Raw genomic sequence first — 13,576 nt, 5'->3', positions numbered from 1 at the left:
ATGGGAGTAGCTCATAGTTTTTCCTCGGGTTCTGTTTGTGTGGTTACTTACAGTTTACACCAATGAAACGCTATGAGATTTTTTGTTGAACTATATTTTACAATTTATCAAGTATAAATGAGAAAATAAGGTCAATATAAATGATCGACAAGATAATATATATTAAAAGGAGTGTTGACAGTGGGTGATAAAAGCAATAAAAAATTTTGGGATAAATTTGCCAAGCTATATGCTCCTTTTATGAGAAAAGATAAAGGAGTTTATGATAAAGTTTGTGGATATATTTGTCCTTATTTGAATAAAGACATGAATGTACTTGAACTTGCTTGTGGCTCAGGGCAATTGTCATTTAGTCTTTCAAAACATGTCAAAAGTTGGATTGGAACAGATTTTTCTGAACGAATGATTTTGGAAGCAAGAAAGCATGGAGAATACGAAAACCTTACATTTGAAATAGCCGATGCAACAACATTATCATTTGCAGATGGAGAATTTGATTGTGTGGTAATCGCTAATGCACTTCATATTATGCCTAATCCGGATAAGGCAATGAAAGAAATATATAGAGTGTTAAAATCTAATGGTGTTTTGTTTGCTCCTACTTTTCTGTGGAAAGAGGGAAAGCAAAGTAAAATTATAAAAAGCTTGATGTCTATTTTAGGGTTTAAGATGTATAAAGAATGGGATATAAAGCAATTTGAAGATTTTATTGAGAAATATGGATTTTCAGTAATTGAAATGAAATTGGTACATGGAGGTCTTGCACCGGTTGGTGTGATGATTGCTAAAAGAATAGCATAAAAAACTTTGCTTGAAAAAATTTCATAAAAATGGTTACCAAAGGCGATAGAAGAAAAAACTATCGTCTTTTTCTTTGCAAATTTTTAAGGAGGGAGGTGATCCTGTATGGACTTTGACTATTTCTATAACAGAGAAGCGGAAAGATTTAACTTTCTGAAAGTGCCTGAAATATTGGTAGACGGAGAAGAATTTACCGGACTTTCTGCTGAAGCCATTATCCTTTATTCCATGCTTTTGAAACGAACAGGAATGTCATTTAAGAATAACTGGATAGACAAGGAAGGCAGAGTATTTATCTATTTCACAGTCGAGGAAATTATGAAAAGAAGAAATATCTCAAAGCCTACTGCCATAAAAACATTGGACGAGTTAGACAGCAAAAAAGGAATAGGACTGATTGAAAGAGTAAGGCTTGGACTTGGTAAGCCGAATGTCATTTATGTCAAAGACTTTATGAGCATAATAGCGGTAAAAGAAAATGACTTGCAGAAGTCAAAAAACTTAACTTCAGAAGTAAAAGATTTTAACCTCAGAAGTAAAGAAAATGAACTTCAGGAAGTTCAAAATGTTGACTCTAACTATATAGAGAATAATAAGAGTAAGTATAGTAAGAGAGAATATAGTTTTGGTGAAAACGGACTTGGAACATTTCAAAATGTCTTTTTAAAGGACGAAGATATAGGTGAATTACAAATAAAAATGGCAGGAGAGCTTGATAACTACATTGAGAGATTATCAACCTATCTTCAAAGTACCGGAAAGACATATAAAGACCATAAAGCAACAATCCTTTCTTGGTTTTATAAAGATCAGGGAAGTAAGAAAACATCCAATATCCCTACATGGGAGGAATATAACAAAGGAGTACATCTATGAATAATGAATTAGAAAAAGTAATGATAGAAGATGTGGAATATAGCTTTGATCCTGAAAAAGAATACATCAAAGACGGACACGCCTACTGTAAAGTGTGCCATGAAAGAAAAGACGGAAAAGCATTAGAGTTTTTCGGAAAGCAGATGATATTTAAGACAGCTTGTAAATGCGATAGAGATAGAGAAGCAAAAGAAAAAGAAAGACAAAAGCAGCTTGAAATCGAGAGATTAAAAAGTATCTGCTTCACCTCCATGATTCAATGGGAATATACCTTTGAAAACTATCAGGGAAAAGAAAATCAAAGCCTTATCATCGCAAAGAATTTTGTAAAAGACTATGAGCTGATGAAAAAAGAAAATATCAGACTCCTGTTCTATGGTTCGGTGGGTAGTGGAAAGACCTATCTTGCCTGCTCCATTGCCAATGCACTGATTGAACAGTATCAGATAAGCGTCAAGATTAGAAACTTTTCACAGATAATCAATGAACTGCAAAAAGGCGGATTTGACCTTGATAAAAACGCATATATCGAATCCCTTGTAAACACTTCCGTTCTCATCTTAGATGATTTAGGAATTGAAAGAGATACAAGCTATGCAAAAGAGCAGGTATATAACATTGTGAATAACAGGTACTTAAAGCATAAACCAACAATTTTTACTACAAATCTTTCTTACAGTCAAATTGAAAACTGTACGGAGAGTGTGGAATACCAAAGAATTTACTCAAGAATTATCGAGATGTGTATTCCTGTGATGGTACTTGGAGAAGATTACAGGAAAGTTATTCAGGAAGAAAAATTAAAGAGAAATAAAGAAAGATTACTGACAGGAGGTGAGAGAACTTGATCAATGAAGAAATTGCAAGAAAAACGCTGAATATGGAAGTGAAAGCTGCCAAAGTAACGGGAAAGCTGCTTCTTAACTTATTAAAGAAACTGATGAAAGAAGCTGAAAAACTTGGAGGACTTGAAGAACTGATTAATGCTAACGGAAATGAAGTAAAGCTAAAAGATATGGTTAAAAAGGGACAGCTTGAAGAAATTCCGGTAGAAGAAGCGGAGCTGAAAGAACTGAAAAAGGAACTTAATCGGTATGGGGTAAAGTTTTCTGTAATGAAAGATAAGGAAAGTGGAAAATACTCAGTATTCTTTCAGGCAAAAGACATGAAAGTAATGGATAAAGCATTTAAACACGCTCTTTCGGAATCAGAAAAGAAAACGGAAAGGAAAGAATCTATCCACAAGAATATTGAGAAATTCAAGGAGATGGCAAAGAACTCTGTTTCTAAAGATAAAGTCAAGAACAAACAAAAGGAGCAGAGCCTATGATAGATAAGATACTAAAGGACATCAAAGGCTTATTCAAAGTGCAAGATAAGGCAAGGTTTCTAAAGCAGAACATTCCATATCTTGCATTTTTCTATGTTGGCAATATCTTTTCTCACCATGTAAGAGCCTATACAGGTGGCGATATTATTGACAAAATCTTTCAAGGAATATTAGAGCTTAATACTATGAGCTTTATTCCGAGTATTCATCCAACTGATATTTTAATGGGCGTAGGGGTAGCAGCTTTAATTAAATTTATTGTCTATACCAAAGGTAAAAACGCAAAAAAGTTCAAACTGGGGAAAGAGTATGGCTCTGCAAGATGGGTTGCATAATATTAACTGTAAAGGAGTGATATATAGACACAAAAAAGGAGGATAACGCCATGATAGAATACACAAATAAAATCACAGCACTATACTCCCGCCTTTCAGTTGGTGATGAGGACAGGGACGGTGGCGAAAGCAACAGTATCGTAAATCAAAAGGCATTTTTAGAGCGATATGCAAGACAGCATAAGCTGATGAATATTCGCCACTATATCGACGATGATGAAAGCGGTAGGTTCTTTGATAGAAGTGCCTATACACAGATGATAAACGATGTAGAAAGCGATAAAATCGGCATTGTCATTATGAAAGATATGACAAGATGGGGACGAGATTATCTTCAAGTAGGAAACGCTATGGAGATATTCAGACGAAACAATGTACGCTTTATTGCTATCAATAACGGTATCGACAGTCAAGACCAAAACACATTGGAATTTGCCCCCTTTATCAATATTATGTCCGAGTGGTATGCAAGGGACATCAGCAAGAAAGTAACAACAGGCATTAAGACCAAAGGAGCAAACGGAAAGCCCGTTGCAACAGAAGCTCCATACGGCTATATAAAAGACCCAAACAACAAAGATTATTGGATCGTCGATAAAGAAGCTGCCGAAGTCGTAAAACTCATTTTTACGCTCTTTATGGAGGGGAAAAACCGCAATCAGATAGCCGTTTACTTGAAAGAAAAAGAAATACTAACCCCAACCTTTTATATGAAACAGCAAGACAGAGGAACAGCGAAAAACAAAAAGCTGAATGAAGAAAACCGCTATAACTGGAACAAAGCAACCCTAACACGCATACTGAAAAGGCAGGAGTATTGTGGCGATGTAGTCAACTTCAAAACTGAAAAGCATTATAAAGATAAGCGAAACCATTATGTAGATAAAGACAAGTGGCAAATAATCCCTGATGTACACGAACCAATCATAGATAGAAGTACCTATGAAAATGTACAACGGATATTAAAAAATGCACCGGTAAAAAGACCAAACGGAGATGGAGAAATCCACCCATTATCGGGACTGATGTACTGTAAAGATTGCGGTACAAAAATGCACATACGCACCATACACAAGAACAATAAGGTACAGCATGTAACCTATTGCAGTGAATATGCCAAAGGAAAAGCTAAGCACCCTAAATGCCATTCTCCACATCGCATTGATGTCGATGATGTGATGGAAAATCTAACAGAGGTTTTGCGAAAGATAGCAAAGTATTCATTAGCAAATAAAGGAGAATTTGAAACACTGGTAAAAAACAGTCTTGCAAAAGAACAGACCGAAGAAGTAGTGAAACAGAAAAAGCGTATCCCGCAAATTACAGACCGAATGGAACAGATAGAAAGAGTGATGAATAAGCTGTATGAGGACAATGCACTGGGCAATATCGAAAGGGAACGCTATGAATTACTATCAAGGAAGTATGCAGAAGAATATTATACTTTGAAAGCAGAACAAGAGAAAATAGAGGAACACTTATCTGAATTTGAAAATGCCAACCAAAGAGCAAAGAACTTTATAAGACTGGCAGAAAGCTATTTAGACTTTGAAGAACTTACCTCTACCGCCATCAATGAATTTATCAGTAAAATTGTAGTGCATGAGCGAGATGTTAAAAGAGCAAAATATGCGGTTCAGCGAATAGAAGTGTATTTCAACTATATCGGAAAATTTGAAAATGAACTCACAAAAGATATAGAGCCGACAGAACAGGAAATGATACAGATGAGAGAAGAAATAGAAGAAGCCAAGAAAGAAAAATCAAGAGCATATCATAGGGCATATTCCAAAGAATATAGAGCCAAAAACATTGAAAAGTTTAGAGAGTATGAACGGATAAAAGCACGAGAATACCGAGCAAGAAAGAAGCTACAAGCCACAACCTAAAACCAAATATCAACCAAGACGAAAAGAGGTTTCCTAAATCACAGGAAATCTTTTTTTGTGCAAGTAAAAGGAGGATTGAATGACAGAAAAACAAGAAGCACAGAACGATAAAATACAGACAGTAAAAGAACAGACCATACCCCAGAAGCCGAACAATATCATGATAAAAAAGATTAGAGGAAAAACTTTTGTAACAGAGATATATTTTGACCCAAACAGTAAGGATACATTTCAAGATAAGCTGTTAAAGGTAGTGAAATCGGAACGGAAAGAATAGAAAAAATGAGATCAGTAAATCAAATCGGTTTACTGTTTTTTCTTTACTAAAAATCAGAAAGGAGAACAGAAAATGAAAAATATAGATGAAAAAATCTTAATGGCAGAAGAGGAAATTAAGCAGTTACAAAACAAAAGAAAAAAACTCATCAGTCAGCAGAAACAGGAAGAACGAAAGAAAAGAGATAAAAGGCTTTATGAAAAAGGAGCAGTTTTTGAAAGTATCTTTAACGAAAGCAAGGATTTTACCAAAGATGAATTTTATCAGCTAATTACATTCCCAAATATCAAAGAAGCAATAAATGAAAAAGTCCTAAAAATCATGGAGAAAAGAGAAAAAACGGAAGAAGAAAACATAGAAAAACAAGAGAAAGTAACGGAAACAGAGCAGTAGTCCCTTGTTTACAAGGGCGCACTTATACACCCTAAAGGGTGTGTGCGTTCTCCGAAGGCTCTTGCAGAGAGCATATCAGCTAACGCTGATACAGGGGAGCTACACTCCCCTACGGAAATAAATTTCCTACCCCTTGTGTACTTCCCAAAAGAAATCGGATAAAAAGCTATCCGATTTTTTTAGGAAGTCTTATTCATCGCCACACCAAAGTATCAGAGAAACGAAAGGATGTGTTCCCTTATGGCGATATATCATCTCAGTATCAAAATTATCTCAAGAGGCAAAGGCAAGAGTGCAGTTGCAGCTTCCGCCTATCGAAGTGGCGAAAAGATAAAAAATGAATATGACGGCATAGTCCACGACTTTACAAGAAAAGGCGGAATAGCCCATACTGAAATTCTATTACCACAAAATGCACCACAGGAATTTGCAAACCGTTCTGTCTTATGGAACAGTGTCGAGAAAATAGAAAAAAGTAAAAACTCACAGCTTGCAAGAGAAATAGAAATTGCATTGCCTAAAGAATTAGACAGGGAAAAACAGATTGAACTTGTAAGGAACTATGTGAAAGAAAATTTTGTAGATGTCGGTATGTGTGCCGACATTGCTATACACGATAAAAATGACGGAAACCCACACGCACATATTCAATTAACTATGCGACCGTTAAACGAAGATAAAACATGGGGAGCAAAATCGAAAAAGGAATATATCCTTGATGAAAACGGAGAGAAAGTAAAACTCAAAAACGGCAACTACAAAACAAGGAAAATCAATACAGTGGATTGGAATGAACAAGACAAAGCAGAGCATTGGCGAAAGGCATGGGCAGATATTATAAACAAATGTCTTGAAGAAAACAGCATACAGGACAAAGTGGATCACCGCTCTTATCAAAGACAAGGTACAGAGCAAATACCGACCATTCATTTAGGCGTATCAGCCACCCAAATGGAAAAGAAAGGCATAGCCACCGACAGAGGAAATATCAACCGAGAAATCAGAAAACAGAATAGGATATTACAGGAAATCAAGTTAAGAATAAAAGCCTTGTTAAATTGGGTAATGAGAATAGGCAAAGAAGAAAAAGAAAATGATAATCTCACATCCCCTCTCCCACCCAAAGAAAATTTGCTATCCGTTTTTGAAAATCTTATCCGTAAAAATGCAGATAACCATAATACAGATTTAGAACAATACATCGAAAGCTATCAATTCTTAAAAGAGAAAAATATCACTTCCGTATCTGAACTGAAAGAAAGTATAGTTATTTTAAGAGATAAGAACTATAAGACCACAAGAGCTATAAAAGATACCGAAAAGAAAATAGATGATAGAGTACAACTTATCGACCATGCCGAAAAATATTTGAAGCATAAAGATACCTATACAGCCTATACCAAGCTAAAGAAAAACAAACAAGATACTTTCTACAATGAACATACAGCAGAGATTATTTTATTTGAAAGTGCCAAAAAATATCTGAAAGAGCATTTAGGAGAAAACAAGACCCTAAATATATCCAAATGGAAATCAGAAATAGGCACTTTGAGGAAAGAAAAAGATACTCTATATTCTCAAATGATAGATATACGAAAAAAGGTTGAACAAGCTGAAAGTGTTAGAAGCTGTATAGATAAATTACTGCAAGAAAAGAGAGGATTAACACAGGTAAAGAAGCAAGAGTTAGGGTTGTAAAACTTAGTAAAATATAAATCTAACAATAATAATATTGGGTGAAATAAATTTAATTTTAGCGAGACGGAAGAATGAACTTTGACTATTTTTATAACAGTGAATAAGAGAGATAAGTAGTACTACCATGATTTGGAAAAATATTTAATAATATGACAACATATGTCAAGTTATTGTGGTATAATAATTATAGGAGATGTTAAAACGATGAAAGATAATAGGCTATTTAGTATACTATATTATATTTTAGAAAAGGGAAAAGTTACGGCAAGTGAACTTGCAGATAAATTTGAGGTGTCAGTCAGGACAATATATCGAGATATTGACTCTATCAGCAGTGCAGGTATTCCCATCTATGCGTTGCAAGGAAAGGGTGGTGGAATAGAAATTGCTGAAGATTTTGTGCTTAGTAAATCACTACTGTCTGAAAACGAGAAACAACAGATTATGTCAGCCCTTCAAGGATTGGATAATACCGCAATACAGCATGAGAATGAGCTTTTAACAAAACTGTCCGCACTCTTTAAAATGAAAAATACCAGTTGGATAGAAGTTGACTTTAATAATTGGCAAAACAATAAGCTGTATAAAAAAACATTCAATGATATTAAGTCGGCAATTATAAGTAAAAACATTGTTTCGTTCACATATTTTAGCAGCAATGAAAAAGAAACAAGCAGAAGTGTTAAGCCTGTGAGATTACTTTTCAAGAGTCAGGATTGGTATCTATATGCTTTCTGTTTACTTAGAAATGATTTTAGATATTTCAAATTGTCCCGGATAAAGAATTTAGACATCCATACTGAAAAATTTAATGACAGCTTTGAAGATACAATACTCAAAAAAGAAATGCCATACGAGAATACAGTGCATATAAAAGTCAAGTTTGATCGTAAAGTTGCCTTCAGGGTATATGATGAGTTAAACGGAGAAATTATAGAAGATAGTGACGGAAATTTATATACTGAAATAGAAGCTCCAAATGATTACAACTTATACAATTATATTTTTTCTTTCGGAGATGGAGCAGAAGTATTAGAGCCAAAAGAGATACGAATGCAGATTAAAGAAATGATAAATAAAATGGCAGAAAAATATATAACTTGACAAATGGTGTCAAGTATATTGAGGTATAATTATCTTAAATAAAGATAAGGAGGAATAAACAATGGATATTAAGTATTGTCAGTGTTGTGCTATGCCTATGGGAGAGGGAACAGAGCTTTATGGTACAAATTCAGATGAGAGTGTAAATGAAGATTATTGTAAGTACTGCTTTGAGAAAGGCGAATTTACTTTTAAAGGAACAATGGAGGAAATGATTGAGATATGTGTTCCTCATGTAGTCGAAGCTAATAAAGATATGAATGAAGATAGTGCAAGAAAAATGATGATGGAGTTTTTCCCAACTCTAAAAAGATGGAAGGAGTAAAATGTTATGCCAAGACCAACGACAAAAAGTGATTTGATGACTGCTGCTAAGGAAAACTATGAAAAGTTAAATTTACTTATTTCAAAGATGACAGAGGAAGAGTTAAACACACCGTTTGATTTTTCAAAAGATGAAAAGAAAAAAGAAGCTCATTGGAAAAGAGATAAAAACTTAAGAGATGTTTTAATCCATCTCTATGAATGGCATCAGCTGATTTTGAATTGGGTACATTCCAATCAAAAGGGAGAAGAAAAAATGTTTTTGCCTGAACCATATAACTGGAAAACTTATGGAGATATGAATGTAGAATTTTGGAAGAAACATCAAAATACTTCTCTTGAAGACGCTACGGATATGTTTCATAAATCCCATAGTGATGTATTAGCATTAGCTGAAAAATTTACAAGTGAAGAATTGTTTTCTAAAGGTGTCTATAAGTGGACAGTAGGTAGTACGCTTGGTTCCTATTTTGTAAGTACAACATCAAGTCATTATGATTGGGCTATGAAAAAGTTAAAAGCTCATCAGAAAAATTGTAAATCAAAATAGCCGGAATAGGATAGTAAAGTGCATTTTACAAAAGTAAAAGGAATACTATCTTCAAAGAATGGAATGAATTTGTTCAGAGGCTGTACTCATGGCTGCATTTATTGCGACTCAAGAAGTAAATGTTATCAAATGAACCATAAATTTGAAGATGTAGAAGTAAAGGAAAATGGAATCAGTCTTTTGGAAGAGAGCCTAAAACGAAAGCGAAAAAAATGTATGATTGGTTTAGGCTCTATGACTGATCCATACATTAAAGAGGAACTTGGACTAAATTATACAAGACAGGCACTTGAGATAATAAATAAATTTGGCTTCGGTGTAACTCTTATAACAAAGTCAGCTAATGTTTTAAGGGATTTAGACTTGTTGAAAGAAATAAATTCAAAAGCAAAATGCGTAATTCAAATGACACTAACAACTTATGATGAAGAACTTTGTAAAAAGATAGAGCCAAATGTTTCAACAACAAAAGAAAGGGTTGAAGCATTAAAAATATTGTGTGATGAGGGAATACCAACAGTAGTTTGGTTAACTCCGATACTGCCATTTATCAACGATACGGAGGGAAACATTATTGGTATTTTAAATTATTGCAAGGAAGCAAAAGTGTTTGGAATAATATGCTTTGGTATGGGAGTTACACTCAGAGAGGGAAATAGAGAGTATTTTTATTCGCAGTTAGATAAAAAGTTTCCAAAGCTGAAAGAACGATACATCAGAGAATACGGAAACAATTATGTAGCAAACAGCGTAAACAATAAAAAACTAATGGGTGTATTTCACGAATTCTGTGAGCGGAACGGTATCGTTCATGATAATGAAGCAATATTTAACTATTTGGGACTATTTGAGGGAAAGGACATCTCAAAGCAGCTTAGTTTTTTTGATGAAGTTTGACTAACGGAATTAAATATCTATGATTATGAGGCGATAGAAAAATAAAAATCTATCGTCTTTTTCTTTGCTTAAAATTAAAAAGAAAAGCGTCAATAAATCAAAAAAGGTACTTGACAAAACGCTTACTGGGGAACTACAAAAGATATTCAGCCGTATATGGATGAAAAGTTTCAAAATAATATCTTGCTGACACAAACCGAGCGACTGACAATGAATGGTAGACCGGCAAATCCCAAGTATGCAAGAAATAAGAATGTACTTGTTATAGGTGGTTCAGGCTCCGGAAAGACAAGATTTTATGTAAAGCCGAACCTAATGCAAATGCACTCGTCATATTGTGTTACAGATCCTAAAGGAACAATAGTCATTGAGTGTGGCAAGATGCTTGAAGATAATGGATATGAGATAAAAATCTTAAATACCATCAACTTCAAAAAGAGCATGAAGTACAATCCATTCGCCTACCTTAGAAGTGAAAAAGACATACTCAAATTAGTGCAGACAATCATTGCAAACACTAAAGGAGAGGGAGAAAAAGCAGGTGAAGATTTTTGGGTGAAAGCCGAAAAGCTCTACTATACAGCTCTTATCGGATATATCTTCTATGAAGCTCCAAGAGAAGAAAAGAACTTTGCAACACTACTTGATATGATAGATGCTTCGGAAGTCAGGGAAGATGATGAAACATATATGAATCCTATTGATAGATTATTTGAAGCATTGGAAAAGAAAGAACCTACGCACTTTGCAGTCAAGCAATATAAAAAATACAAACTTGCTGCGGGAAAAACAGCAAAGTCTATTTTAATTTCATGTGGTGCAAGACTTGCTCCATTTGATATTCAGGAGCTTAGGTACTTGATGAAAGAAGATGAACTTGAGCTTGATACACTTGGAGATAGAAAGACAGCACTCTTTGTTATTATCTCTGATACCGATGATACCTTTAACTTTGTTGTATCTATTATGTATTCACAGCTATTTAACCTACTTTGTGATAAGGCAGATGATGAATATGAGGGAAGATTACCTGTTCATGTAAGGTTCTTGCTTGATGAGTTTGCCAACATCGGCTTAATTCCAAAATTTGAAAAGCTGATTGCAACAATCCGAAGTAGAGAGATTTCAGCAAGTATTATCTTGCAGGCACAATCTCAGCTAAAGGCAATTTACAAGGATAATGCAGATACCATTGTAGGTAACTGTGATAGTACCTTGTTTCTTGGTGGAAAGGAAAAGACAACACTTAAAGAGCTATCTGAAACACTGGGTAAAGAAACCATAGACTTATATAACACTTCTGAAACAAGATCCAATGCCAATAGCTATGGACTGAATTACCAAAAGACAGGAAAGGAGCTGATGAGTCAAGATGAGATAACAGTTATGGATGGTAGTAAATGTATTTTTCAGCTTCGAGGTGTCAGACCGTTTTTGTCAGACAAATTCGATATTACAAAGCACAAGAATTACAAGCTACTTGAAGATTTTGATAAGAAAAAAGCTTTTGATATTGAAGACTATATAAAGCGAAAGGGAAAGGCGAAACTTAGTAGAAACACAGCGATTATACGATTGTAATATTTTCTGTTATGGCTTAATAGGGTATAATTATATTTAATATAATAAAAATAAATTAAAGTAATAGGAGGAAATGTAATGCCAGGAGTGACAAAGCATATTTATAATCGTGAAATAATTGATATAAAGAAAATGTGGAATGAACAATTAAAACATATTGCAAATGTTTTAGAAAAAAATTATGAAGATACTGACATAGTTGATGCGTTAAAACATTACTATCCATATGAGTGGGAATCTGTTGAAATAAAGCGTGAATATTATCAAAAAAAGGACAAGTTCATTAAAAAAAGATATGGGAAAGCCCGTTATAGAATGAATTCTCCAATTGAAATATTGTTTGAGTGTTCAATGTATAAAAAATTAGCTTCAGATTTTTACAAAGAGAATTATAATAATGATTTTTCATATGAAAGATACTTGGTAGAAAGAGAAAACCTTTGGAATAAAAGAAAAAACAAAATAGATAGAGTTACAAAAAAATTGAGAAAGCAAAATCTAAAACTCAACAGGTAACACCTAGTTTTTTAGAAAAATTAATTGGGTTATATGAAAGAAAAAACACATCTCAAAAAGATAAAGTATATATTATTTTAGAGTTGCAAAACTATTACAGCGACCCAATAATACAATTTTTTTTCAAACTAAACGATACTGAACTTAACAAACAACTTCGTGAAATTGCTTTTAAACATTTACAGTCTTTTAATTATAATCCACGATTAAGAAGACAAAAATATATGCAAGTTCACGCTGGAAATAAGAAAAGGAAGGAGTACCTAAAGAAGATATATCCAAATGAAGTATATAAAATTCCTAAAACACCATCAGAATTGGAATATAGAATAGAGAATGCTAAAGAACAAAAAATAAAGTCATATGATTTTTTTATATCACATAGTAGTAAGGATAGTGCATCTGTTCAGAAGCTAATAAAATATGAAAATAGCAATAACAAAAACATTTATTGTGATTGGATCAACGATAATGATTATTTAAAAAGACATCTACTATGTGATGCAACATTAAGTGTATTGGAGAGCAGATTAGAACAATCAGATAATCTGATATTTGTTGAATCTGATTATTCCAAAAATTCAATTTGGTGTAAATATGAACTTAATTATTTTTTATCATTAAACAAACCAATATATACTATAAAAAAACAAGACATAGAAGAGGGACAATTTCTTATATCTAAAATGGAAGAAGAATGGTTTATAGATGTGAATTATAAGAAAATGGCATTAATAGAAGGTGAAAATATTAAATAATTTTTAAAGCAGCATAGATTTGCTGCTTTTTTCATATTTAGAAAAGTAGGAGGTAAGATGATAAGGATAAGAAGTCCTACTTGGTAGGCAAAGCAAAACTAAATAGTAAGAGTATCAGCGATTGGAAAAGAAAAAACTCCAGTCGCTTTTTTTATTGAAAGATAAATTGCAAGAATAAGTGCAACATTTACTCTAACTCATCCACTAGAGCTTCATAAGCAGTTCTGTAAGCTAAACATTTTCGTGG

At 33.6% G+C, this 13,576-nt stretch carries 14 protein-coding genes and 2 pseudogenes; all 16 read left to right on the top strand.

The genetic code is table 11. The features are described 5' to 3' along the window. Positions 1 to 180: 180 nt before the first annotated feature. On the top strand, positions 181 to 801 hold the full coding sequence (locus tag FQ204_RS02970) for a class I SAM-dependent methyltransferase (RefSeq protein ID WP_047926378.1): 621 nt from the start codon (positions 181 to 183) through the stop codon (positions 799 to 801). A 105-nt stretch (positions 802 to 906) separates the two neighbouring features. Further along, complete coding sequence (locus tag FQ204_RS02965) at positions 907 to 1,677, top strand: replication initiator protein A (RefSeq protein WP_144208443.1); 771 nt, start codon at positions 907 to 909, stop codon at positions 1,675 to 1,677. After that, positions 1,674 to 2,525 (top strand): ATP-binding protein, encoded by an 852-nt coding sequence (locus tag FQ204_RS02960; protein WP_144208440.1) that lies wholly within the window; start codon positions 1,674 to 1,676, stop codon positions 2,523 to 2,525. The genes FQ204_RS02965 and FQ204_RS02960 overlap by 4 nt, the downstream gene beginning before the upstream one ends. Then, entirely contained in the window at positions 2,522 to 3,007 is a 486-nt protein-coding gene (locus FQ204_RS02955) for a PcfB family protein (protein WP_144208437.1), read from the top strand. The genes FQ204_RS02960 and FQ204_RS02955 overlap by 4 nt, the downstream gene beginning before the upstream one ends. Further along, positions 3,004 to 3,333 (top strand): annotated as a pseudogene (locus tag FQ204_RS02950) (type IV secretory system conjugative DNA transfer family protein); the annotation flags it as partial. The gene FQ204_RS02955 and the pseudogene FQ204_RS02950, both read left to right, overlap by 4 nt. Positions 3,334 to 3,392: 59 nt before the next feature. After that, positions 3,393 to 5,231 carry a recombinase family protein gene (locus FQ204_RS02945; protein WP_144208431.1) on the top strand — a complete coding sequence of 613 codons (1,839 nt, stop codon included), beginning with the start codon at positions 3,393 to 3,395 and terminating at the stop codon, positions 5,229 to 5,231. Between the two features lie 79 nt (positions 5,232 to 5,310). After that, on the top strand, positions 5,311 to 5,508 hold the full coding sequence (locus FQ204_RS10585) for a transposon-encoded TnpW family protein (protein WP_009216382.1): 198 nt from the start codon (positions 5,311 to 5,313) through the stop codon (positions 5,506 to 5,508). 72 nt (positions 5,509 to 5,580) lie between these two features. Further along, positions 5,581 to 5,901 carry a DUF3847 domain-containing protein gene (locus FQ204_RS02935; protein WP_101603623.1) on the top strand — a complete coding sequence of 107 codons (321 nt, stop codon included), beginning with the start codon at positions 5,581 to 5,583 and terminating at the stop codon, positions 5,899 to 5,901. A gap of 240 nt (positions 5,902 to 6,141) precedes the next feature. Beyond that, on the top strand, positions 6,142 to 7,599 hold the full coding sequence (gene mobQ / locus FQ204_RS02930; protein WP_144208428.1) for a MobQ family relaxase: 1,458 nt from the start codon (positions 6,142 to 6,144) through the stop codon (positions 7,597 to 7,599). A 204-nt stretch (positions 7,600 to 7,803) separates the two neighbouring features. Then, on the top strand, positions 7,804 to 8,703 hold the full coding sequence (locus FQ204_RS02925) for a helix-turn-helix transcriptional regulator (protein ID WP_144208425.1): 900 nt from the start codon (positions 7,804 to 7,806) through the stop codon (positions 8,701 to 8,703). A gap of 61 nt (positions 8,704 to 8,764) precedes the next feature. Beyond that, a complete protein-coding gene (locus tag FQ204_RS10470) occupies positions 8,765 to 9,028 on the top strand; it encodes a zinc ribbon domain-containing protein (RefSeq protein ID WP_144356547.1) in 264 nt (87 codons plus the stop codon). Positions 9,029 to 9,034: 6 nt separating this feature from the next. Further along, positions 9,035 to 9,577, top strand: a complete 543-nt coding sequence (locus FQ204_RS02920) for a ClbS/DfsB family four-helix bundle protein (RefSeq protein ID WP_026624081.1) — start codon at positions 9,035 to 9,037, stop codon at positions 9,575 to 9,577. An 18-nt stretch (positions 9,578 to 9,595) separates the two neighbouring features. Beyond that, complete coding sequence (locus FQ204_RS02915; protein WP_144208422.1) at positions 9,596 to 10,474, top strand: SPL family radical SAM protein; 879 nt, start codon at positions 9,596 to 9,598, stop codon at positions 10,472 to 10,474. A gap of 117 nt (positions 10,475 to 10,591) precedes the next feature. After that, positions 10,592 to 12,055: pseudogene (locus tag FQ204_RS02910) on the top strand (VirD4-like conjugal transfer protein, CD1115 family); the annotation flags it as partial. A 78-nt stretch (positions 12,056 to 12,133) separates the two neighbouring features. Then, positions 12,134 to 12,571 carry a hypothetical protein gene (locus FQ204_RS10580; RefSeq protein WP_222103230.1) on the top strand — a complete coding sequence of 146 codons (438 nt, stop codon included), beginning with the start codon at positions 12,134 to 12,136 and terminating at the stop codon, positions 12,569 to 12,571. A 224-nt stretch (positions 12,572 to 12,795) separates the two neighbouring features. Continuing rightward, on the top strand, positions 12,796 to 13,329 hold the full coding sequence (locus tag FQ204_RS10575) for a TIR domain-containing protein (protein WP_222103229.1): 534 nt from the start codon (positions 12,796 to 12,798) through the stop codon (positions 13,327 to 13,329). The last annotated feature ends 247 nt before the right edge of the window (positions 13,330 to 13,576 follow it).

It is taken from the genome of Streptococcus constellatus (assembly GCF_902167705.1).
In the GTDB taxonomy this organism is placed as follows: Bacteria; Bacillota; Bacilli; order Lactobacillales; family Streptococcaceae; genus Streptococcus; species Streptococcus constellatus_A.
The sequence above is the reverse complement of the archived record's forward strand: the minus strand, read 5'-3'. Positions and strand labels throughout refer to the sequence as shown.